The sequence below is a fragment of the uncultured Oxalicibacterium sp. genome (genome assembly GCF_913776015.1).
In the GTDB taxonomy this organism is placed as follows: Bacteria; Pseudomonadota; Gammaproteobacteria; order Burkholderiales; family Burkholderiaceae_D; genus Oxalicibacterium.
Map to the genome: position 1 here is coordinate 53,707 of NZ_CAJYMD010000001.1, position 21,317 is coordinate 75,023.

Here is a 21,317-nt window from a genome sequence, read left to right on the forward strand (position 1 = left end):
CTCAATGATGTTCGCTAGCGTGATTGATGGTGTAGCGCGGAATCTCCACGACCAGATCTTCATCGGCCACAATTGCCTGGCACGACAAGCGCGATTGCGCTTCCAGTCCCCAAGCCTTGTCGAGCAAATCCTCTTCCTTTTCTTCGGCTTCATTCAGCGAATCGAAACCCTCACGCACGATGATGTGACAGGTGGTGCAGGCACAGGATTTTTCGCAGGCATGTTCAATGTCAATGTCATGTTCCAGCAAGGCGTCACAGACAGTCTTGCCGGCAGGCGCTTCGATGACCGCGCCGTCAGGGCACAAAATATGATGGGGAAGAACGACGATTTGGGGCACTTGAACTACCTCTGCAAATGAAATATTCGGTTCGATTGAAATAGGTTTGGGAATCAGACTTCATCCAGCTTCTTGCCGGACAACGCGGTACGCACGCTGCGATCCATGCGGCGCGCAGCAAATTCCTCCGTTCCATGCGCGAGCGCATGCACGGCCGCCTTGATCACTTCGTGATCGTCGCCACCGGCTGCCTGCCTTACCAGATCAAGCAAGCGGACAACCTCGGCACGTTCGTCATCGGAAAGCAGATTGCCATCGGCATCGAGTGCCGATTGCGTCGCCAGCACAATGCGCTCTGCGTCGACCTGCTCTTCACGCAACGCGCGTGCAAGCATGTCATGATCGGCAGACTGGAAGGAATCCTGCAGCATCTGGGCAATCTGATCGTCGCCCAGACCGTAAGACGGTTTGACGCTGATCGAGGCTTCGACGCCCGAGCGCAATTCACGCGCGGAAACCGACAACAAACCATCGGCATCGACCTGGTACGTCACACGGATGCGTGCCGCGCCGGCAGCCATTGGTGGAATGCCGCGCAGCTCGAAACGCGCGAGCGAACGGCAATCGCTGACCAGCTCGCGCTCACCCTGGACAATGTGAATCGCCATCGCGGTCTGGCCGTCCTTGAAGGTGGTGAATTCCTGAGCACGGGCACAGGGAATCGTCGAATTGCGCGGAATGACTTTCTCGACCAATCCGCCCATCGTCTCGATACCGAGCGACAGTGGGATCACATCGAGCAGCAACCAGTCATCGCCGGCAGTACGATTACCCGCCAGCAGATTGGCCTGGATCGCCGCACCCAACGCCACCACCTTGTCGGGATCGATATTGCCGAGCGGAGGTGCACCAAAATATTCGCCAACCGCCTTGCGTACGTGCGGCATGCGCGTGGCACCGCCGACAAGTACGACGCCATCGACATCGTCCACTGACAATTGCGCATCGCGCAATGCCTTGCGCGTCGGCGCCAGCGTCTTGGCAACCAGATTCTGCGTCATCTCGGCAAACTCGGTGGCGCTTAATGTCAGGCGCACTTCTTCGCCGGTACTCAAGACTGCATCGATATGCGTTTCGGCACGACTCGACAACAGTTCCTTGGCTTCACGCGCCTTGACCATCAACAGACTGGTGTCTTCATCCGACAAGGGCGACAACCCCGCTTGCTGAATGATCCAGCAGAAAAGGCGATGATCAAAATCGTCACCACCGAGCGCCGAATCACCACCGGTCGCAAGGACCTCGAATACGCCTTTAGTCAGCTTCAGAATCGAAATGTCGAATGTGCCGCCGCCAAGGTCATAGACCGCAAAAATACCTTCCGAAGCATTGTCGAGGCCATAGGCAATCGCGGCAGCCGTCGGCTCATTCAGCAGACGCAATACGTTCAGGCCGGCCAGCTTGGCAGCATCCTTGGTCGCCTGACGTTGCGCATCATCGAAATAAGCCGGTACCGTAATGACCGCACCGACCAGATCGTCGCCCAATGCATCCTCCGCACGCTGACGCAGCGTTGCCAGAATATTGGCCGAAGTCTCGACCGGACTCTTGATGCCGCCAACCGTCTTCAATTGCACCATGCCTGGCGAATCGATGAAGTCATACGGCAGGTTTTCGACATAGGCGATATCTTTCAGGCCACGGCCCATGAAGCGCTTGACCGAAACGATGGTGTTCTTCGGATCGCTGTTTTGCGCAGCCTGTGCCTTGTGCCCGATATGTGCATTGCCATCCGGCAGATAGCGGACGACCGATGGCAACAGCGTGCGCCCTTCTTCGTCGCTCAACACTTCAGGCACGCTATTGCGCACAGTCGCCACCAGCGAATTGGTCGTTCCAAGATCGATCCCCACCGCCAGCCGGTGCTGATGCGGCGCGGTGGACATGCCGGGTTCTGCGATTTGAAGTAAAGCCATAACGATTGAATGCTTTGTAGTGTCTTGGTTTTATCCTGTGCATGGCACAGGATACAAGGAGAAATCAGGCAAATGCATCCTGTGCATTGGCGACTTCCTCGGAAAATTTTTCCAGAAACATCAGTTGACGCACCAGACCGGCTGCATCCTTGAACTGGCCTGCATCGAGCTGCGCGGCAATGGTCGTCAGCGTTTCCTTGCGTTCGGCGCGCAAGCCGGCTTCGAGCTTGTCTAGCGCAGCGGCATCCTTGTTGCCACGTGCATCGTCCAGCGTTTCGCGCCATTCCATCTGTTGCATCAGAAAGGTAACGGGCATCGCCGTATTGGATTCGACCTCAAGATCGATCCCATGCAATTCGCACAGATAGGCCGCGCGCTTGAACGGATTCTTGAGCGTCTTGTATGCCTCGTTCGCTCGTGTGGCCCATTGCATGGCAACGCGCTTTTCGCTATCCGAGGCATTGGCGAAACGATCGGGATGCACCCTGCCCTGTACTTCGTGATAGGCACGATCCAGCGCCGACTGGTCGATCGCAAACTGAACGGGGAGTTGAAAGAGTTCGAAGTGATTGTGCATGCTGCGTTGGCGATTGCTACGCGTGCCGCTGTTCGGCGTGGTTGGAAACAGGTCTCTGGTGTGCTGCAAACAAAAGAGCCTGCGCGTTGTCAGGCTCCGATGAAATGCGACTTCCGCCGCGATGAATCAGATACGGAAGCTTTCTCCGCAACCGCACTCATCCTTGACGTTCGGGTTATAGAACTTGAAGCCTTCGTTCAACCCTTCGCGCGCAAAATCGAGTTCGGTGCCATCGATGTACGGCAGGCTTTTCGGATCGACGAAGACCTTCACGCCATGCGACTCGAACACACTGTCTTCGGCTGCGCTTTCATCCACATACTCAAGCTTGTAGGCCAGACCGGAGCAACCGGTCGTGCGAACGCCAAAACGCAGGCCAATGCCCTTGCCGCGTCGCTCCATGTAGCGATTGATGTGTTTTGCCGCTTTTTCTGTCAATGTGATTGCCATGATCTTCCACACGAAAGGATGGTCGCTGCACATGCCGGTCATTACGACCCCATGTGCAAGAAACAAATTTATGCCGCCTCTTGCGATTCCGCCGAACCGTGCTTGGTCTTGTAGTCCGCCACGGCAGCCTTGATGGCGTCTTCCGCCAGAATCGAACAGTGAATCTTCACCGGTGGCAAAGCCAGTTCTTCCGCAATCTGCGTATTCTTGATTGCCAAGGCTTGATCCAGCGTCTTGCCCTTGACCCATTCGGTCACGAGCGACGAGGAAGCGATGGCCGAACCGCAACCATAGGTCTTGAACTTGGCATCTTCGATCACGCCGTCGGCACCGACCTTGATCTGCAATTTCATGACGTCACCACAGGCCGGCGCGCCGACCATGCCGGTGCCAACCGTTTCGTCGCCTTTTTCAAACGCACCGACGTTGCGCGGGTTTTCGTAATGATCGAGTACTTTGTCCGAGTAAGCCATTTTGATGCTCCTTGATTAATCTGCGCTTCAACAGCGATTAGTGCGCTGCCCACTGGATCGTGCTGATATCGATCCCGTCTTTGTACATATCCCACAGCGGCGACAATTCGCGCAGCTTGGCAACTTTTTCCTTGATCAGGTTGATCGTGAAATCGACTTCGTCTTCGGTTGTAAAGCGACCGATCGTGAAGCGGATCGAGCTATGTGCGAGTTCATCGCTACGGCCCAGTGCACGCAACACATAAGATGGTTCCAGGCTGGCCGAAGTACAAGCCGAACCCGACGACACTGCCAGATCCTTGATTGCCATGATCAGCGACTCGCCCTCGACGTAATTGAAGCTGACGTTGAGGTTGTGCGGCACACGGTGATCCATGTCGCCATTGACATAGACCTCTTCCATTTCCATCAGGCCCTTGGCCAAACGATCACGCAGGCCGCGAATACGGGCCAGTTCGCTATCCATCTCTTCACGTGCAATGCGGAAAGCCTCGCCCATGCCAACGATCTGGTGCGTAGCCAACGTACCCGAACGCAGGCCGCGTTCGTGACCACCACCATGCATCTGCGCTTCGATACGCACGCGCGGCTTGCGGCGCACATACAGGGCACCCACGCCTTTCGGGCCGTAGGTTTTGTGTGCCGAAAAACTCATCAGATCGACCTTGGTTTTTTCCAGATCGATCTTGACCTTGCCCGTCGCCTGCGCAGCATCGGAGTGAAAAATGATGCCTTTGCTACGGCACAGTTCACCGATTTCGTCGATCGGCTGCACGACGCCAATTTCATTGTTGACCAGCATGACCGACACCAGAATCGTGTCAGGACGAATTGCATCCGCCAGTTGCTGAATAGTGATCAGACCATTGTCTTGCGGCTGCAGATACGTCGCCTCAAAACCTTCGCGTTCGAGCTCGCGCACGGTATCCAGCACGGCCTTGTGCTCGGTCTTGACCGTGATGATGTGCTTACCCTTGGTCTTGTAGAAATGCGCCGCACCCTTGATTGCCAGGTTGTTGCTTTCGGTCGCACCCGACGTCCAGATGATTTCGCGCGAATCGGCATTCACCAACGCTGCGACCTGCTCGCGTGCATCTTCGACGGCCTTTTCGGCCGACCAGCCATACATATGGCTACGCGACGCAGGATTGCCGAACTGCTCGCGCAGGTAGGGAATCATCTTGTCAGCGACACGTGGATCGATTGGCGTGGTCGCCGAATAATCCATATAGATCGGGAAGTGCGGGGCCTTGATCGTGTCAAGCAGGCTTTTGTCTAACGGGGCATTCATCCATTTACTCCAAATAATCAAACAGCAGCGTGACTGTTGCGATGCATCACCACCACACGTTGCTCGGAAACCTTTTCTTTTTGCTGATCCACCAGATCTTTTAACGAAACCGAATCCAGATAATCGACCATCTTGGCATTCAGCGTGGCCCACAAATCATGGGTCATGCAGCGTCCGCCATTTTCGTGCGCCGGGCTATGGCAGTTTTCCTTGCCACCACATTGCGTGGCGTCCAGCGGCTCATCGACGGCAATGATGATGTCGGCCACCGTCACGTCTTCCGCACGGCGCGCGAGATTGTAACCGCCTCCCGGACCACGCACAGACTCCACGATTTCATGGCGACGCAACTTGCCAAACAACTGCTCCAGATAGGAGAGCGAAATCTCCTGACGCTGACTGATCCCGGCCAGCGTGACCGGACCATTGTCCTGACGCAACGCCAAATCGATCATCGCAGTCACGGCAAAACGCCCCTTTGTGGTCAAACGCATACGCTATTCCTCACACGGAAAGGATTAACCTGAGTGGTTGAATATTTTCGTCAAGTATATCAAACCCCACTAAATCTGTCAGGAATAAAAAGTAAGCCTGCAGCGACCTATGCAACACCGCCTCAACTCTCGGCGCGCAACCTCCCTCATGAAAAAAATCCTAGCTCGGAACATGGCTGCCGCGAATCAATTCAACTCACAAAAGCTTTCCTTAAAAACAACTAGATCACCATCCACCCAAATCCACCATATCCAAAGCCAACCTTACAACACTCAATGTCAAATCGCTGCAGATAGCCGAAAAAACACATACAGATAACGAATTAAAATAATTGAATGAACGATCAAATAGTTTAATTACATTGATAATCAATAAGTTAAAAATAAATTTTCACAAATTTTATTTGAGGGAGCATTCAATTTATAATCAATCCTTCGTTTACTGACTGAAGCTTCGCTTCATTAATGAATATGGCGATCCGCATACCGAAAACACCGCAATCCCCCACGCAGAAGGCAGACCGCAAACGTGGTGATGTCCTCAAGGCAGCCGGCAAATGTTTTCGGAAGGCCGGTTTTCACCAAACCTCCATGCAGCAGATTTGCGCAGAAACCGGCCTTGGCCCTGGTGCGGTGTACCGCTATTTCACTGGCAAGGAAGCCATCATTGAAGCAATGGTGGAAGAAGAACGTCGTCAGGCGCGCGCCATGCTGTTGCAGATGCGTGATGCCGAATCGATCCAGCAAGCGCTGGAAATGGCCACACGCATGTTTGCCGATCGTTATCGCGCCAGTGGCGATGCAGGCTTGATGACAGAAGTCTATGCAGAAGGCATGCGCAGCAGGCGTACCGGTGCCGTGTTGCGCAAGATCGAAGCCGAATGGGTAATGGGGTTGACGAACATTCTGCGTGTCGCCCAGGCACGTGGTCAGCTTGATGCCTCGCTGGATGCCGCACAAACCGCCCTGTTTCTGACCGGCTTGTGGGACGGCATGGTCATCCGCCAGCACTTTCACGCACATGACGACCCGCAAGCCCTGCCTGCATTTTTCGACACCATGATTACGCGTGTGCTCGGCAAGGAAACCAAAAGCGAAAGTCGCAGCAAGACCGGTTTGCCGCCAGCAGATTTGCTGACCGGCGTAGAACCACCCTACGTCAAACCCGATGTACGACAGATGAGTCTGATTTAAACAGATTGCTGGCTCATGCCACTTACAATTCGTTCATAAAAAACGCCGCCACGAATAATCCGTAGCGGCGTTTTTTCTTGGAATGCTTAACAAGCTAACAAAAGCATGCTTGAAGGCGCTAATTCGTACTTGTACAAATGCCCTTATCTGTCACCGTCACTTCTCCAGCAAGTACATCGGACCAAAAAATTCCTGCATCGACTGGTTGGCAATAAAGCTCAGGTTATAAGGATGCTCCGCCACCTTGCGCGGAAAACGCGCCGTGGCTGGCAAGGCATCGAGCTGCACGGCAATTTTCCCCCATAACACCAGCATCGCTGGCGTCTGCCCTGCCGCTTCGGCATGATCGGCCAGTGCCGACAGCACCGTTTGCAAAAATGGTAGCCAAGCCCGGGCATCACGCACAGGCGGCACATCCGGGCGAAACACCAAGGACGCGTTCAATAACAAAAATCCCTGTTCAATCATTTTTTCCTGCAACTCAGGCAGGGTCTGCACGACATGCGGCGCATCGGCACGTGCTTTTGCAGAAACCGCTTCCATCGCCTCACCGTTCGTTTGCGCCAGTGACAATTGGCCATCTGCCACCAGCAGCATCTTCATGAAATTGCGCAATGAAGTAGCGCGATTGACTTGCTTGGACAATCCCTTTTCGGACCACAAGGAACCAACGGCACCATCCATGAAACAAAAACCGGTTGCGCTCTCGGCACGTGGATACGGCCCCTCCCCCACCAATACATATCGCACCGCATCCAGCGGCTGCGCGAAGGCAGCAAAAAGGCGCTGCTCTGTCGGCAGAAAAGCCGCATCGTCGAGGTCTACCAGATAGGCCGGATGTGCCGATGCAACCGCATCCAGACCTTTACGCAACACGGCATGCCACGATGGATGGGCGCGATCAATCATGGCGATGAACTTGGCAGGAACAGAAGTAGGCATGGTAACGAACAAATAAATGGAAAAAGGCCGGCACGAGGCCGACCATAATATATTTTGTGACGCAACTGCCGTCACATGCAAATAAACTAAATCACAGGGGAATAACGTTCGATGAATCCGTTCCCGTCGCTGCCCCGAACAACTGCTCCTTCAACACACGCAACTGATCGCGCACCTTGGCCGCTTTTTCGAATTCGAGATTTTTCGCGTGGTCGATCATCTGCTTTTCGAGCTTCTTGATCTCCTTGCTGACCTGCTTCTCGCTCATCGATTCATACTTGGCGTTATCCTGCGCAACCTGCAATTCAAGACGCGCTTCTTGCGGGCTGTAAACGCCATCGATCAACTCGCGAATTTCCTTCTTGATACCTGCCGGCGTAATGCCATGCGCTTCGTTGAAAGCCAACTGCTTGGCACGACGGCGCTCGGTTTCATCGATTGCACGTCGCATCGAATCGGTCACCTTGTCACCATACAGGATCGCCATCCCGCGCAGGTTACGTGCAGCACGACCAATGGTCTGAATCAGGCTGCGTTCCGAACGCAGGAAACCTTCCTTGTCCGCATCCAGAATCGCCACGAGCGATACCTCGGGAATATCCAACCCCTCACGCAAGAGATTGATACCAACCAACACGTCGAACGTCCCCAGTCGCAAATCGCGAATGATCTCGACACGTTCAACCGTATCGATATCGCTATGCAGATAACGCACCTTGATGCCGTTATCGGATAAAAACTCGGTCAATTGCTCGGCCATGCGCTTGGTCAGCGTGGTCACCAGCACACGCTCATTCAACTTCACGCGTTCGGTAATTTCCGACATCAAGTCGTCCACCTGCGTGGTTGCCGGCCGCACGCTGATGACAGGATCGACCAACCCTGTCGGACGTACGACTTGCTCGACCACCTGATCGGCATGTGCATTTTCATATTCGGCCGGCGTTGCCGATACAAAGACGGTCTGCCGCATCTTGCCCTCGAATTCATCGAACTTGAGCGGACGATTGTCCAATGCAGATGGCAGACGGAAACCGTAATCGACAAGATTGGTCTTGCGCGCGCGATCACCGTTATACATGCCATTCAACTGACCGATCAGCACGTGTGACTCATCCAGGAACATGAGCGCATCGGGTGGCAGATAATCGACCAGCGTCGGCGGCGGCTCGCCAGCCTTGGCACCACTGAGGTGACGCGAATAGTTTTCGATGCCTTTGGTAAAGCCGATCTCGGTCATCATTTCCAGATCGAAGCGCGTGCGCTGTTCCAGCCGCTGTTCTTCGATGAGTTTATTTTCCTTGCGGAAGAAGGCGAGACGATCGCGCAACTCCTCCTTGATCGTTTCAATTGCGCGCAATACCGTGGAGCGCGGGGTGACGTAATGCGAACCCGGATAGATCGTGAAGCGTGGAATCTTCTGTTTGACGCGCCCGGTCAAAGGATCGAACAGTTGCAGACTCTCGATTTCATCATCAAAAGTTTCAATCCGTAATGCCAACTCGGCATGTTCCGCCGGAAAAACATCGATCGTATCGCCGCGCACGCGGAAAGTACCGCGCCCGAAATCGACCTCATTGCGCGTGTATTGCATCTGGATCAAACGGGCAATCACATCGCGCTGGCTGACCTTGTCCTTGGCACGCAAGGTCAGGATCATCTGGTGATATTCGTTGGGATTACCGATACCGTAAATCGCTGACACAGTGGCCACGATCACCACATCGCGCCGCTCCATCAGCGATTTGGTGCAGGACAGGCGCATCTGCTCGATATGCTCGTTAATCGACGAATCCTTCTCGATGAACAAATCGCGCTGCGGTACGTAAGCTTCCGGCTGGTAGTAATCGTAGTAACTGACGAAATACTCGACCGCATTCTGCGGGAAGAACTCGCGAAATTCGCTGTACAACTGTGCCGCCAGCGTCTTGTTCGGCGCAAACACAATCGCTGGGCGCCCCAGGCGAGCAATCGTGTTAGCCACTGTATAAGTCTTGCCCGAGCCGGTTACACCCAGCAAGGTCTGATAAAACAGACCGTCATTGATCCCTTCCACCAGCTTGTCAATCGCCTTCGGCTGATCGCCAGCAGGCGGAAACGGCTGATAAAGCCGAAACGGCGAATCCGGGAAGGTGATGATTTTCGACTCGTCGAATGACGGCGTGACCTGGGATAAATCGGACATTGCAATACGACCTTTGGTAGAATTGTTCGGCTGAATTCTCGCTCAGGACTTTTGGCCCTGCGCACCAATCAACCTCTCTGCAATCAGTGACTTGCAGCTAACTTTTGATGTTATCACGATGAACGCACCTACTTCTGCTTCACTGCTCAATGCCATCGAGATGGCGCCCCGCGATCCGATCCTCGGCATCACCGAGGCATTCAACGCAGACAAGAATCCGAAGAAATGCAATTTGGGTGTCGGCGTTTATTATGATGACAACGGCAAGCTGCCTCTGTTGGAATGCGTACGCAAGGCAGAAGCCCAGTTGATGGAAAAAACCGCACCGCGTGGCTATCTTCCTATCGACGGACTGGCTGCTTACGACAAAACGGTCCAGGATCTCGTATTTGGGGCCGATAGCGCCGTCGTCAAGGAAAAACGTGCAATCACCGCGCAAGCAATCGGCGGCACCGGCGCGTTGAAACTCGGCGCCGACTTCCTCAAGCGCTTTGCACCGAATGCACAAGTCTGGATCAGCGATCCAAGCTGGGAAAACCACCGCGCCCTGTTCGAATCAGCAGGCTTCGTGGTCAATAACTATCCTTATTACGATGCAGCAAGCAAGGGCATCAATTTCGCTGGCATGCTGGATACGCTCAAATCGATTCCGGCTGGCTCCATCGTCTTGCTCCACGCTTGCTGCCACAACCCCACCGGCGCCGATCTGACCGATACACAATGGACGCAAGTCATCGATGTCGTCACCTCGCGCGGCTTGATTCCCTTCCTCGACATGGCTTACCAAGGCTTTGGCGATGGCATCGAATCGGACGGCAAGGTTGTCAGTCTGTTTGCCAATGCCGGCGGCCCCGTGTTCGTCTCCAACTCGTTCTCCAAATCCTTCTCGCTGTATGGCGAACGCGTGGGCGCTTTGTCGATCGTCGCGACCAGTGCCGAAGAAGCGGCACGCGTGCTGTCGCAACTCAAGCGCGTCATTCGCACCAACTATTCCAACCCACCGATTCATGGTGGCCAGGTCGTCGCGACCGTACTGGCAACGCCAGAGCTGCGTGCACTGTGGGAAGAAGAACTGGCCGGCATGCGCGTACGTATTCGCGAAATGCGTCATGCCTTTGTCGACAAGCTCAAGGTAAAAGCGCCATCGCATAATTTTGATTTCGTTGTCACGCAACGCGGCATGTTTTCCTATTCCGGCCTGACCAAGCCGCAAGTCGAACGCCTGCGCGATGAATTTTCGATTTATGCGGTCGATACCGGCCGCATCTGTGTGGCCGCGCTCAACAGCGGCAACATCGATTACGTTGTCGATGCCATTGCAAAAGTTTTGTAAGGCAAGCACGTAAATTTTTCTGCAGAAAATCGTAAAAAGTTTCTCTTAGTGTTTGACAGGCAAGGAAGTTTCAGACATAATCTTGTCTCTGTTCCCTGATAGCTCAGTCGGTAGAGCGACGGACTGTTAATCCGCAGGTCCCTGGTTCGAGTCCAGGTCGGGGAGCCACAGAATGCAAAGGGCCTAGTTAAAAGCTGGGCCCTTTTTCCATTTCACGACAGGAATTGTCATGGCACGTACACCACAGGAATTCGCAGACCGCGTCAACGAACTCGCAAGCGACCCGGCTCGCGCTGGTAGCCAACCACATTACGGCGTGGAATTGGCACGCGAGCCTTATGGCTATGTGCTGAAAATGATCGGCTCTCCTGATCGGGATTTCATTCGCGAATGCTATGCGATTGCCTATTACGAAGGTGCGCCAAGTCCCGGCGTCTTGCGACCATAATTATTGAAGACAGTCGATCCGCGACATAAAAGAATTATCAGGCCCTACCATGTAGGGCCTTTTCTTTTGGGGATATAGAGCAGCCTCGCATTACAAACAGTACCCGCCCCCACCATCCATGCGTTCACCGAGGGTTAGCCAAACCAGCCATTCGAACTACAGCCTGGCAACCGACAATTGCCCAAAGTTAATTCAGAAGCGTAGAATTTTTAACGAAGAGCAAGCTTTCCCAGATGTCGATGAAAGACGGCAAACAATAATGAGCATGCCTCCTGCGCCCAATCCCAAACAATCGCTACGCATGCGCCGTGCCTTGCTGCTCAGCGCATTGGTACTGGGCTGCATTTCCATCGCCTGGGGCTTTTACTTTGCCACACAGGGCAACTGGATTATCTGGCCGATCAACATACTTTCAATTGCTGTTGCAATCGGTGTCGCCTGGCTGACCTGGCGCGGGAAAATACGCTTCGCTTCGATTACGCTGTTTTCGGCGGTGTATCTGATCCTCTGCGTGTTCTGCGTCTTTTTGGACGTCCCTACAGCAGATGCACCTCGCTCCAATCACAACTATTTTCTGGTTGTGGCCCTATTCGCATGGCTGGTGTTTAAAGGCGATGCAGTCTGGTTGCGCTATGGCACGCTGCTGGCAGCGCTTGGTGCCTTTATCTTTTTCGCCAGCACGCAATGGGGCATCAGCACGCCATACGCATTAGGTGCGGATGTCCGCGCTCCCGGATCCTGGATACACAATATCCTCGTGACAGCCTTACTGGTCACGCTGCTATGGGTCATGCAAACCAATCTGGCCGAACGCAATGCGATGGAAGCGGATCTGCGCAAAGCCATCTCCGCTGAACAGCTCATACTCCATTTTCAGCCGCAGGTCGGAAATGATGGTCACATTGTTGGTGCCGAAGCGTTGCTACGGTGGCGCCATCCAACAAAAGGCCTGGTATCACCTGCGGACTTCATTCCGCTGGCCGAGCAAAGCGGTCTGATTCTGCCCGTCGGTCATTGGGTTTTGGGCGCAGCTTGTACGCAATTGCAAGCATGGGCAGCGAATCCCGCGACCGCACATCTCAGCATTGCCGTCAACGTCAGCGCATCGCAGTTCAAACAGCGCGATTATGTCAACCAAGTCATCTCTGTACTGGATCGCTCCGGTGTAGAACCGACACGCCTCACGCTCGAACTGACGGAGAGCATGCTAGTTAATGATGTGAATGACATCATTTCGAAGATGCATGCATTGAAAGCAAAAGGCGTACGACTATCGCTGGATGATTTTGGCACCGGCTACTCATCGCTCAGCTACCTAAAACGGTTGCCGCTTGACCAGATCAAGATTGATCGTTCCTTCGTACGCGACGTCACAATCGACAAGCATGATGTCGCGATCGTGCAAACCGTCGTAGAGTTGGCGCATAACATGGAATTACATGTCATTGCAGAAGGCGTCGAAACTGAGGAACAAAGGCAATTTCTTGCGGAACTCGGCTGCCATGCGTTTCAGGGCTACCTGCTAAGCAAACCCTTGCCCATCGATGCATTCAATATGTTCGCCATGTCACATCAGCAAATGACCAACATTTAAACGGGCGGTAAGTGTCAGAACACCGCAGAGATCAAAGCGGCGGCGGTACGACGGTAGATGTGGGTTGATACAGGCTGTAGATGATCCGATAGCACTCATGGATGAAAGTGCTCGGTGTTTCCCCTACCGGACGCAGATGGTAACCACTTCCCACACGCAATAGCGTTACACCGAAGCTGGCATCGCTCCCCAATCTTTCAGGGTCTTGCAAGGCTTGCGTAACGAGATCGGCGAATTCCTGAGCAGTGATTTGCATGATAGAAGCAGATGAAAATTGAAAAACGCAATATACGGGAATTTTCCAGACATTGCGGGAATGCGAATGCACTCCTCCGCGCATGAGGACGATTAATCGCTTTCTATTCAACAATCCCCATTTCATGGGATTGCTCTTTCATCGAAGCAACGGAATACTGTCGCCGCTTCCATGAAAGTCCTTTCCATGAACTATCTTATCGATAACCACCCCGCCAAAACGCTGGCCTTCGTCATTTCGATTGCGCTATCGGCCCTGATCTGGCTTTTCTAGTTCGACTGAAATCCGGCTATTCATACGGTCAACGCGCATCACCATACTGAAATCATCAGCTCAAAATGATTTGAGTTGAACATATTTTCAAAATAGCATCTAACAAGGCAATAAGAACTTCTTCATCGAGAACCTGCGCGAACTCTTGGCAATTTCTTTGCCATCCATAACGTAGCGTATCGATCTGCCTTGCCATGCCGATTGCCGTCACGCATCAATCTCAAGCCACACCTGTTACCACACATCCTCCACAACCCCGTCTACCGATGATCGATGTCGCCAAGGGAATCGGCATTTTGCTGATCGTTCTTGGACACAACCGCATCTTTACTTCGCATTACGAAGACGCGGCCAATTTTCTAGCGGCCTTTCGTTTACCTTTCTTTTTCTTCATTTCAGGCGTTATTTTTTCAGTCGGGCGACGCGACATCGGCACGATTGCGTGGCGGCGCGCCGATGCCTGGCTGAAACCTTACGTCATGGTGCTGTTATTGGGCGGACTGCTGAAGTGGTTGATGGGGAAAGAAAGCGTGGAATCCGTGCTACTAGGGATTTTCTATGGCACCGGCTTTACACTAGGCTGGAATGTGCTGTGGTTTCTGCCGCATCTTTGGCTGCTCTATGTCAGCGTTGCCATTCTCGTCAAACATGGGCAATCACTGATTGATCAGCCCATCAAGAAAAGTGCAGTGTTGCTACTGTTACTGGGCATCGGCTATTACGTGATGAATGCGTTTGATACCGTACGCGACAATCCCGCCTGCGAACGCATCATGCATGTGGAGCCCATGCTGCTGCATTGTGGACTGCCCTTCAGCGCCGATGTCCTGCTGCTGTCAGCAAGCTACTTCTTGCTGGGGCATTTTCTCTCCACACCTGCCAAGAATTTCCGCATCCATCCGATTGTCATGACAATCGCATTCGTGGTCGCCATTCTGCTCAATATGCAATACGGCTTCCGCATCGACTTCAACATGCGCCGCTACGATAGTCTCTTCATCTCCACGATTCAGGCTTTGGCGGGAATCTATCTGATGCTGTGCATCTGCACGCTACTTGCGCAAGTCATGCACCTGCGAAAAATGCTGTCCTACATTGGCAAGGGAAGCCTGATGATTTTGCTGTTTCATGCACAAATCCAGTTCCCGCTGGTGGCAGCCCTGCAACCGCATCTGCCCGCAATACTTGCGGGACTGATCGCTTTCATCGCCTGCACCGGTATTGCGCTTGCGATCTGGGAGGTGTGCAAACGCAGTAGGCTCCTCTCTGCGCTATTGCTCCCTCTGGATTGGAAGAAGAAATGAATGCAGTGGAAATCAGGCAATGTTCTGTCGGCCGTCCAGCATCATTTCATATACATAATTGCGGATCACCAGCGACTCGGTCGCACCTACCTTGACGAACTCGACGCCAGTCGTCATGCCTGCGGCACCGTGTGGCATGACATTGCGAATCCTTGCGTGGACATCGATCTCATGACTAGGCTCGCCATCTCCGGGTGGCAGCGTGAAACGCAACCCAAGTTCGTCATCGAAACTTCCGAGATTGTTCGATGACATGATCAGGCATCCTGTCGCGCTCAGATTTTGCAAGGATACTTGTTCGCTGCCAGAAGCGCGAACGACCTCTGCACCCATCGCCACCTTGATACGCATCTCACTACGGACTTTTTTAGTACGAACATCAAGCGGACAGGCGATGCACAGACAATAGACGGGATGCGCCAGTGTTTTCAGGACGACACTATCAAACGCAAAAATGGTCGTGCCCGAGAACACGCGTACGGTCAACTTCTCACCATCGATGAAAGTGAGAAGCGAACCACTTTCACGCGGTTGCTGGATCAGAATGTAGTTGGGAAAATCGAAGCCAATGACGGCAGAGACATATTGCATGGGCTTGTGACCGCGATGCGTAAAAATCTGCAACCGGGTTCCGGGCTGCAAATTCATCGAATTCTCTTTGGTATTGACCGCCTGCTGTGCCTGATCCTGCATTTTCCGAAAGCCCGCTGCAAAACGAAGTTCGGCATTGTAATGACTTCCTTTATTACAGGATAGCTATCGGGTCGCCTCCCCTCGCCTCTTCTGGTTTTATTGTGATCAGAAGCGATAACCGACACCGACCCCAATCAACCAAGGGTCAACCTTGACTTGACTAATAGTCCCGGCAGCATTGCTCACATCGGAACGAATATAGACTTTCTTGACGTCCAGATTCAGCGACCAGTTGCGATTGATTTTGTAATCGATACCCGCTTGCAAAGCAGGTCCCACGCTGCTGCTTTCCAGATCGGCGCTACCATTCAACAAGTGAACGCTCGAAATACGTGTGTAGTTGATACCGGCACCCACGTATGGGCTGAACGTTTTTTCAGGCGTGAAGTGGTATTGCAATGTCAGCGTCGGTGGCAGATGCTTGAAGCTGCCGATGTCGCTACCATCCAGATAGACACGCTGCTTTTGCGGATACGTAAGGACCAGTTCTGCCGCCCAGTTAGGCGTGAAGAAATAGCTGATATCGACTTCCGGAATCGTTTTCGAATCGATGGTCAGACGATTGGCTGCACCGGTACCACCAATAGGGTCAGACTTGTTTGCAGGGTCGAGATGGACTGCACGTACACGTACCAGCCATGGTCCTTCCTGTACTTGTTGTGCGAATGCTTGCGATCCGGCGGCTGCCGACAGAATCATGACGAGTGCTGCAATACTTCTTTTCACAATAACCTCCAAAGTTGAATACAACACCGTCACGTTAAACGGTTCGACAACTTCGGAATTTGACGCTGGTCAAAAAAAGTATTGCTAATAAATTTCTGTTTCTTTGATATTAAATGGCACTGCACCCGGGATTCACGCCGTGATTCTCAACGCACTTTGGCTCGGGAATTGATATCGTCCAGGCACTCCTTGCCCTTGGCTGTGATGACGAATCCGTCAGTCGCATTTCCTGAAACATGCCCTTTGCGTTCAAGAAAAGTTGCCACATCCGGCGGGACTGGAAGCGAAGCATTGGCATCCAGCTGACACAATGCTTCCACGCATTGATGCAGAAACAGCGTCTGCTTTCCCTTCTCTGTCAGCGTTGGCATGCCTTTCGTGTGCGACACATATTTCAGCCCTGTCAGGCGCTTGATGTTACGCGCCACGCATGCGGATGGACGCGTTTTCTGCCATCCCATCGCGGCAATCTGCTTCAGTGCAGAAAACTCGTCCAGTGTTAACTCTTCACCCATGTTCGTTATCGTAAAAATCTGAATATGTCGCCAAAGGCGACATCCTTGTTGATCAAAATCGCGGCAAGTCCGACAGCATGCGACCGGGCACATCGTGGTCGATCGTATCGATATCTTCAATGCCATGCTCATGACAGACGATATGCACGCGCGGTCCCAGCACCAGTTCCTCGCCTGCCTTGAACGCCGTGGCGACCTCATCGCCGAAATGCAAGGCATCCACCACCAGACTCACATCCTGCTCGACCATCGTCGCTTCCCACCCCGGAGAACCATTTCCCTTGCGGTGACCGCGACCCCAGCGCACCATTTCCACACGATCCCCCGTTGCATTGAAACGTACGGCTTCGATCAGATATACCGACATAATGTCCCTCCCAGAAATGATGGTATGAGCATGGTACGTTGCTCCTTACCAGAGAAGCAAGAAGCAACATGAACAAGAAGGTTTTTTACTCCACGCAGACCAATCAATGCACGACCAAGTACACAGTTATAATAGCGCCCGTTTGTTCAAGCAAGGCAGTCACTGCCCCTCATTCACATCGCATGTCACTCCGCGATTGGCAAGGAATCGTTGCACATGAAACCTGATCATTCCCGCCCGGTTGTTCTCTGTCTTTCCGGCCACGATCCCAGCGGTGGCGCCGGCCTGCAGGCCGATATCGAAGCGATCATGGCTCAAGGCTGCCATGCTGCGCCAACCGTCACTGCATTGACAGTACAAAATTCGATCGATGTGTCCGATTTCCGTGTTCTCGATGCTGACTGGGTCCTCGCTCAGGCCGATGCCGTGATTAAGGATATGACGGTGGCGGGCGTCAAGCTCGGCATGCTGGGCTCGGTTGCCATGGTTGATACGGTCGTACAAGTCTTGCAGCGCCTGCAAGGTTTGCCGATCGTCTGCGATCCGGTATTACGTGCGGGTGGCGGTGGCGCACTCGGTAAGGACGAAGTCGGCTACGCCATGCGCGAACGCTTGCTGCCTGTCGCAACCGTCGCCACACCGAACTTGCCGGAAGCACGCATTCTGGCCGAACTGCCAAATGGCACACCCGATGAATGTGCAGAAAAACTACTGCCGTTTTGCCAGCATCTGCTGATCACAGGCGGCCATGGCGAAGAAAGCCGCGTCCACAACCGTCTGTATTCGCGCGATGGATCTACTGCAACCTTCACCTGTGATCGTCTGCCTGGCAGCTATCACGGCTCTGGTTGCACGCTCGCCAGTGCTCTTGCGGGTCGTCTGGCATTGGGCGAAGACACGCATACGGCTGTTGAGAACGCGCTGGCTTATACCTGGCGCACACTGCGTGATGCCGATCGACCAGGCGCCGGTCAGTATTTCCCACGCCGCCTGCCCACCGACTTCTGCAACTGAACATCCATCTTCACGCTAAAAGGCCTGCCAATTTTGATCGATTGACAGGCCTTTTCGTTTTGAAGAAGGCGATCAGTGTCGCTGTGGCCAGACACGTACAACCAGCGCCGCAAATGACATCAAGGTTGCGAGAACAATCACGCCATACCATCCCCACTGTGCCAGCATCAGGCTACCCAATGCTGCTCCCGCGGCCATTCCAACGAACATTCCGACAAACAGGACCGCGTTAAGACGACTGCGTGCAGCCGGGTCAAGTCCATACACGATCGTCTGATGCGCCACCAACGTTGCCTGCACACCGAAATCGAATCCGATCGCACAAAGTACCAGTAGGCACAGGCTGCCATCGACCGAAAAGAAAGGTGCCAATCCCATTGCTGCAAACGACAGTGCAGCCAGACCGATACCAAGACGCGTCACCAGTTCAGGCCCCTTGCGATCGGCAATGCGTCCTGCCAATGGCGCTGCCAGCGCACCTGCAGCCCCTGCCAGCCCAAATGCACCGGCAGCCGTGCTACCAAGGTGAAACGGTGCGCCGTGCAACATTAACGCCAGCGTCGACCAGAACGCACTGAAACCAACGGACAACAAACCTTGCGCCATCGCTGCACGACGCAACGAAGCATGTCGGCGTAGCAGATCCAGCATCGAGCCAAGCAAGGCACGATAGGCCAGTTGCGTCGTTGGCTTGAAGGCAGGCAGACTGCGTAGCAGGGCCAAGCCAATCATCGCGACACTGACGGCCGCAGCGATGAACATGACGCGCCACCCCATCTGTTCAGCCACAAAGCCACTGAGCACACGCGACAGCAAAATGCCGAGTAGCAAGCCGGTCATCACGGTACCCACCACCTTGCCGCGATGCTGCTCGGGTGCGAGGATGGCCGCCGCCGGCACGATGTCCTGTGCCATGGTGGCAGACAAGCCGATTGCCAGTCCGGATGCCAGCAACAGACTCAGGCCGGATGATGTGCTTGCCAGCAGTAATGCCAGCACCAGCACAGCAACCTTGATCAGAATGATGCGACGGCGATCGTGCCGGTCGCCCAGCGGTGCCAGCAACAGGATGCCCAGCGCATAACCCAATTGCGAGGACATCGGCACCATGCCGACAGCACGATCCGATATCCCTAGATCGCTGCCGATCACGCCCAGCATCGGTTGCGAATAATAAAGCGATGCGACGCTGAAGCCCGCGCTGGCAGCCAGCAGCCAGATCCGCATGCCGGAAAGACGCACGTCCCGTTTTAGCGGAGTCGCTCCAGTCGCTGCTAATACAGGCTCTGTATGCGTATTTTGAATGGAAGACATACTCGTTTCTCCAGTTGATAAAAGCTGAAACGAAGTCTGATCCTATAAACCTCGGCATGGTAGTAGCACCATGCGCAGAATTGTTATACGCTTTACGCATGACAAAACTATCATCCCCAGCCGTCAGCTCAGATCGGATCGAGCTGATGCAAACCTTCGTCCGTATTGTCCAGGCCGGCAGCCTGTCTGCTGCCGCAACGCAAATGGGTACAACCCAACCCACCATCAGCCGCCGTCTGCAGCAACTGGAACGCTCACTTGGCCTGCGATTGCTGCAACGCTCCACGCATGCGATGAAGCTGACCGAAGATGGCGAACGATGCTATGAACGCGCCAGAGAACTGCTGGCCGGCTGGGAAGCATTTGAAACCGATCTGCGCGCGGCAAGCAGTGAAGTCAGCGGCTCTTTGCGCGTGATCGTGCCGCATGCGTTCGGGCAAAAACAACTGATCGGACCGTTGGCCGAATTCATGCGCCGCTATCCGGGCATCACGATCGAATGGATACTGCATGACCGTGGCAGCGACTTCATCACGCAAGGCATCGATTGCGCGATTCAGGTTGGCGAAACCAATGATCCATCGGTCGTCGCCATCAAGCTTGCAGAAGTGCCACGCATGATGGTGGCATCGCCTGCCTTGCTGGCGCGTTATGGCATGCCGCAGCATGCGCGCGATCTGACCGTACTCCCCTGGGTTGCCATTCCGACTTTTTATCGACGCGAAGTCCTACTCACGCACAGCGCAACTGGCGAGCAATGTCATGTCGCAATTCAGCCGCAATTGAGTTCGGATAGTTTGTATGCGCTGAGCAATGCGGCAGTGGAAGGTCTGGGTGTATGCCTTGGCTCCTCATGGTTGATGGAAGAACATCTAGCGAGTGGACGGTTGGTTCAGCTGTTACCAGAATGGCAGGCAGCGCCCTTGCCAGTCTCCATCATTTATCCGTACGCGCGCTTCTATCCTGCCCGTCTGCGGCATTTCATCGATACGATGCGGCAAGCCATGCCAGGTTCAGTGAGTGGTGCCGTTTCATGGCGCCGGGCTTGATTGAGACGGAACGATCATTCACTCATATCTGCCAGACACGCTTGTCTGCGCCAGGCTTGCGGTGACTGCCCACTCAGTTTTTTGAAGACTCGCGTGAAATGTGACTGATCATAGAAACCTAGGGTATGCGCGATCTCCGTCAGTTTGATGTCCTGCTGCTTCATCGCCAGACACGCATGCGCCACACGTTTGCGCAGGATGAAGTCCCGTGGCGTCATGCCGCATGCGCGCTTGAACGCGCGTGAAAAATGACTCACGCTCAGATTCAGTGCCTGGGCAAGATCCACCGTGCGAATCGGCATGTGGATATGCGCATCGATATAGGCAGTGAGCCGATGCACCTGCCATGCACACAAGCCTGCATGGTCATTGTTGACGGCATCGCCTTCGGCAGACATCTGCGAGCCGGGACAAGACGGCGCAGCACGTTCGGCAGGACACGCCAGGCTGACAGAAATCGACATGACACCCAGACTGGCCATCGCAATCTGATAGGCGGACAGGCATTCTGGCGTCCGACGAGCCGAATCTGCGGATAGAACGCGAGGAATCGTATGCATGGTTGACCC

General features: G+C 54.0%; 23 protein-coding genes and 1 tRNA gene. 8 read left to right on the forward strand and 16 right to left on the reverse strand.

All coding sequences use genetic code 11. From position 1 onward, the window contains the following. Position 1: 1 nt before the first annotated feature. The 7 genes from fdx to iscR all read right to left on the reverse strand — a co-directional run bounded on the left by fdx (position 2) and on the right by iscR (position 5,541). Positions 2-340: an ISC system 2Fe-2S type ferredoxin gene (gene fdx / locus QZ725_RS00275; protein WP_293775447.1), complete on the reverse strand. Its 339-nt coding sequence runs from the start codon at positions 338-340 to the stop codon at positions 2-4. Positions 341-393: 53 nt separating this feature from the next. Continuing rightward, positions 394-2,256, reverse strand: a complete 1,863-nt coding sequence (gene hscA, locus QZ725_RS00280; RefSeq protein ID WP_293775448.1) for a Fe-S protein assembly chaperone HscA — start codon at positions 2,254-2,256, stop codon at positions 394-396. A gap of 64 nt (positions 2,257-2,320) precedes the next feature. After that, positions 2,321-2,833, reverse strand: a complete 513-nt coding sequence (hscB, locus tag QZ725_RS00285; protein ID WP_293775506.1) for a Fe-S protein assembly co-chaperone HscB — start codon at positions 2,831-2,833, stop codon at positions 2,321-2,323. Positions 2,834-2,959: 126 nt separating this feature from the next. Next, the gene (iscA, locus tag QZ725_RS00290; protein ID WP_293775449.1) at positions 2,960-3,283 is read right to left on the reverse strand and encodes an iron-sulfur cluster assembly protein IscA; all 324 of its coding nucleotides are present in this window, start codon (positions 3,281-3,283) and stop codon (positions 2,960-2,962) included. 68 nt (positions 3,284-3,351) lie between these two features. Beyond that, positions 3,352-3,756, reverse strand: coding sequence for a Fe-S cluster assembly scaffold IscU (iscU, locus tag QZ725_RS00295; RefSeq protein WP_293775450.1), 405 nt, complete (start codon positions 3,754-3,756; stop codon positions 3,352-3,354). 37 nt (positions 3,757-3,793) lie between these two features. Continuing rightward, the gene (locus tag QZ725_RS00300; protein WP_293775451.1) at positions 3,794-5,047 is read right to left on the reverse strand and encodes an IscS subfamily cysteine desulfurase; all 1,254 of its coding nucleotides are present in this window, start codon (positions 5,045-5,047) and stop codon (positions 3,794-3,796) included. A 17-nt stretch (positions 5,048-5,064) separates the two neighbouring features. Next, positions 5,065-5,541: a Fe-S cluster assembly transcriptional regulator IscR gene (iscR, locus tag QZ725_RS00305; RefSeq protein ID WP_293775452.1), complete on the reverse strand. Its 477-nt coding sequence runs from the start codon at positions 5,539-5,541 to the stop codon at positions 5,065-5,067. A gap of 471 nt (positions 5,542-6,012) precedes the next feature. Here iscR and QZ725_RS00310 point away from each other — a divergent pair, with 471 nt between their 5' ends. Next, positions 6,013-6,735: a TetR/AcrR family transcriptional regulator gene (locus QZ725_RS00310; RefSeq protein WP_293775507.1), complete on the forward strand. Its 723-nt coding sequence runs from the start codon at positions 6,013-6,015 to the stop codon at positions 6,733-6,735. Positions 6,736-6,891: 156 nt separating this feature from the next. Here the strand turns inward: QZ725_RS00310 and QZ725_RS00315 are convergent, their stop codons facing one another. Further along, a complete protein-coding gene (locus QZ725_RS00315) occupies positions 6,892-7,677 on the reverse strand; it encodes a uracil-DNA glycosylase (RefSeq protein ID WP_293775453.1) in 786 nt (261 codons plus the stop codon). Between the two features lie 91 nt (positions 7,678-7,768). After that, on the reverse strand, positions 7,769-9,862 hold the full coding sequence (gene uvrB / locus QZ725_RS00320) for an excinuclease ABC subunit UvrB (protein WP_293775454.1): 2,094 nt from the start codon (positions 9,860-9,862) through the stop codon (positions 7,769-7,771). Between the two features lie 118 nt (positions 9,863-9,980). On the opposite strand from uvrB, the gene QZ725_RS00325 reads away from it, so the two are divergent. The 4 genes from QZ725_RS00325 (at position 9,981) to QZ725_RS14955 (ending at position 13,237) form a co-directional block, all read left to right on the forward strand. Further along, complete coding sequence (locus tag QZ725_RS00325) at positions 9,981-11,195, forward strand: amino acid aminotransferase (RefSeq protein WP_293775455.1); 1,215 nt, start codon at positions 9,981-9,983, stop codon at positions 11,193-11,195. 92 nt (positions 11,196-11,287) lie between these two features. Then, positions 11,288-11,363, forward strand: a tRNA-Asn gene (locus QZ725_RS00330). 61 nt (positions 11,364-11,424) lie between these two features. Beyond that, positions 11,425-11,643: a hypothetical protein gene (locus QZ725_RS00335; protein ID WP_293775456.1), complete on the forward strand. Its 219-nt coding sequence runs from the start codon at positions 11,425-11,427 to the stop codon at positions 11,641-11,643. 118 nt (positions 11,644-11,761) lie between these two features. Continuing rightward, complete coding sequence (locus tag QZ725_RS14955; protein WP_366773385.1) at positions 11,762-13,237, forward strand: EAL domain-containing protein; 1,476 nt, start codon at positions 11,762-11,764, stop codon at positions 13,235-13,237. Between the two features lie 31 nt (positions 13,238-13,268). Here QZ725_RS14955 and QZ725_RS00345 read toward each other — a convergent pair whose 3' ends face one another. Next, positions 13,269-13,493 carry a hypothetical protein gene (locus tag QZ725_RS00345; RefSeq protein WP_293775457.1) on the reverse strand — a complete coding sequence of 75 codons (225 nt, stop codon included), beginning with the start codon at positions 13,491-13,493 and terminating at the stop codon, positions 13,269-13,271. A gap of 467 nt (positions 13,494-13,960) precedes the next feature. On the opposite strand from QZ725_RS00345, the gene QZ725_RS00350 reads away from it, so the two are divergent. Further along, complete coding sequence (locus QZ725_RS00350; protein WP_293775458.1) at positions 13,961-15,070, forward strand: acyltransferase family protein; 1,110 nt, start codon at positions 13,961-13,963, stop codon at positions 15,068-15,070. A gap of 12 nt (positions 15,071-15,082) precedes the next feature. Here the strand turns inward: QZ725_RS00350 and QZ725_RS00355 are convergent, their stop codons facing one another. The 4 genes from QZ725_RS00355 to QZ725_RS00370 all read right to left on the reverse strand — a co-directional run bounded on the left by QZ725_RS00355 (position 15,083) and on the right by QZ725_RS00370 (position 17,371). Then, positions 15,083-15,718 (reverse strand): flagellar brake protein, encoded by a 636-nt coding sequence (locus QZ725_RS00355; protein WP_293775459.1) that lies wholly within the window; start codon positions 15,716-15,718, stop codon positions 15,083-15,085. A 150-nt stretch (positions 15,719-15,868) separates the two neighbouring features. Then, on the reverse strand, positions 15,869-16,462 hold the full coding sequence (locus tag QZ725_RS00360; protein ID WP_293775508.1) for an OmpW family outer membrane protein: 594 nt from the start codon (positions 16,460-16,462) through the stop codon (positions 15,869-15,871). Between the two features lie 173 nt (positions 16,463-16,635). Next, positions 16,636-17,004, reverse strand: coding sequence for a hypothetical protein (locus QZ725_RS00365; protein ID WP_293775460.1), 369 nt, complete (start codon positions 17,002-17,004; stop codon positions 16,636-16,638). 52 nt (positions 17,005-17,056) lie between these two features. Continuing rightward, positions 17,057-17,371, reverse strand: a complete 315-nt coding sequence (locus QZ725_RS00370) for a hypothetical protein (protein ID WP_293775462.1) — start codon at positions 17,369-17,371, stop codon at positions 17,057-17,059. A gap of 216 nt (positions 17,372-17,587) precedes the next feature. Between QZ725_RS00370 and QZ725_RS00375 the strand changes: the two genes are divergently transcribed. After that, positions 17,588-18,385, forward strand: coding sequence for a bifunctional hydroxymethylpyrimidine kinase/phosphomethylpyrimidine kinase (locus QZ725_RS00375; protein ID WP_293775464.1), 798 nt, complete (start codon positions 17,588-17,590; stop codon positions 18,383-18,385). Positions 18,386-18,457: 72 nt separating this feature from the next. Here the strand turns inward: QZ725_RS00375 and QZ725_RS00380 are convergent, their stop codons facing one another. Further along, complete coding sequence (locus QZ725_RS00380; protein WP_293775465.1) at positions 18,458-19,699, reverse strand: MFS transporter; 1,242 nt, start codon at positions 19,697-19,699, stop codon at positions 18,458-18,460. 98 nt (positions 19,700-19,797) lie between these two features. Between QZ725_RS00380 and QZ725_RS00385 the strand changes: the two genes are divergently transcribed. Next, a complete protein-coding gene (locus tag QZ725_RS00385; RefSeq protein ID WP_293775466.1) occupies positions 19,798-20,748 on the forward strand; it encodes a LysR family transcriptional regulator in 951 nt (316 codons plus the stop codon). A 14-nt stretch (positions 20,749-20,762) separates the two neighbouring features. Here QZ725_RS00385 and QZ725_RS00390 read toward each other — a convergent pair whose 3' ends face one another. Continuing rightward, positions 20,763-21,308 carry an AraC family transcriptional regulator gene (locus QZ725_RS00390; protein ID WP_293775467.1) on the reverse strand — a complete coding sequence of 182 codons (546 nt, stop codon included), beginning with the start codon at positions 21,306-21,308 and terminating at the stop codon, positions 20,763-20,765. Positions 21,309-21,317: the final 9 nt, after the last annotated feature.

Bases quoted from the DNA above. Each gene is read 5' to 3' on its own strand.
- hscA (WP_293775448.1), bottom strand. From the start codon at position 2,256: ATGGCTTTACTTCAAATCGCAGAACCCGGCATGTCCACCGCGCCGCAT.
- hscB (WP_293775506.1), bottom strand. From the start codon at position 2,833: ATGCACAATCACTTCGAACTCTTTCAACTCCCCGTTCAGTTTGCGATC.
- iscA (WP_293775449.1), bottom strand. From the start codon at position 3,283: ATGGCAATCACATTGACAGAAAAAGCGGCAAAACACATCAATCGCTAC.
- iscU (WP_293775450.1), bottom strand. From the start codon at position 3,756: ATGGCTTACTCGGACAAAGTACTCGATCATTACGAAAACCCGCGCAAC.
- QZ725_RS00300 (WP_293775451.1), bottom strand. From the start codon at position 5,047: ATGAATGCCCCGTTAGACAAAAGCCTGCTTGACACGATCAAGGCCCCG.
- iscR (WP_293775452.1), bottom strand. From the start codon at position 5,541: ATGCGTTTGACCACAAAGGGGCGTTTTGCCGTGACTGCGATGATCGAT.
- QZ725_RS00310 (WP_293775507.1), top strand. From the start codon at position 6,013: ATGGCGATCCGCATACCGAAAACACCGCAATCCCCCACGCAGAAGGCA.
- QZ725_RS00315 (WP_293775453.1), bottom strand. From the start codon at position 7,677: ATGCCTACTTCTGTTCCTGCCAAGTTCATCGCCATGATTGATCGCGCC.
- uvrB (WP_293775454.1), bottom strand. From the start codon at position 9,862: ATGTCCGATTTATCCCAGGTCACGCCGTCATTCGACGAGTCGAAAATC.
- QZ725_RS00325 (WP_293775455.1), top strand. From the start codon at position 9,981: ATGAACGCACCTACTTCTGCTTCACTGCTCAATGCCATCGAGATGGCG.
- QZ725_RS00335 (WP_293775456.1), top strand. From the start codon at position 11,425: ATGGCACGTACACCACAGGAATTCGCAGACCGCGTCAACGAACTCGCA.
- QZ725_RS14955 (WP_366773385.1), top strand. From the start codon at position 11,762: ATGCGTTCACCGAGGGTTAGCCAAACCAGCCATTCGAACTACAGCCTG.
- QZ725_RS00345 (WP_293775457.1), bottom strand. From the start codon at position 13,493: ATGCAAATCACTGCTCAGGAATTCGCCGATCTCGTTACGCAAGCCTTG.
- QZ725_RS00350 (WP_293775458.1), top strand. From the start codon at position 13,961: ATGCCGATTGCCGTCACGCATCAATCTCAAGCCACACCTGTTACCACA.
- QZ725_RS00355 (WP_293775459.1), bottom strand. From the start codon at position 15,718: ATGAATTTGCAGCCCGGAACCCGGTTGCAGATTTTTACGCATCGCGGT.
- QZ725_RS00360 (WP_293775508.1), bottom strand. From the start codon at position 16,462: ATGATTCTGTCGGCAGCCGCCGGATCGCAAGCATTCGCACAACAAGTA.
- QZ725_RS00365 (WP_293775460.1), bottom strand. From the start codon at position 17,004: ATGGGTGAAGAGTTAACACTGGACGAGTTTTCTGCACTGAAGCAGATT.
- QZ725_RS00370 (WP_293775462.1), bottom strand. From the start codon at position 17,371: ATGTCGGTATATCTGATCGAAGCCGTACGTTTCAATGCAACGGGGGAT.
- QZ725_RS00375 (WP_293775464.1), top strand. From the start codon at position 17,588: ATGAAACCTGATCATTCCCGCCCGGTTGTTCTCTGTCTTTCCGGCCAC.
- QZ725_RS00380 (WP_293775465.1), bottom strand. From the start codon at position 19,699: ATGTCTTCCATTCAAAATACGCATACAGAGCCTGTATTAGCAGCGACT.
- QZ725_RS00385 (WP_293775466.1), top strand. From the start codon at position 19,798: ATGACAAAACTATCATCCCCAGCCGTCAGCTCAGATCGGATCGAGCTG.
- QZ725_RS00390 (WP_293775467.1), bottom strand. From the start codon at position 21,308: ATGCATACGATTCCTCGCGTTCTATCCGCAGATTCGGCTCGTCGGACG.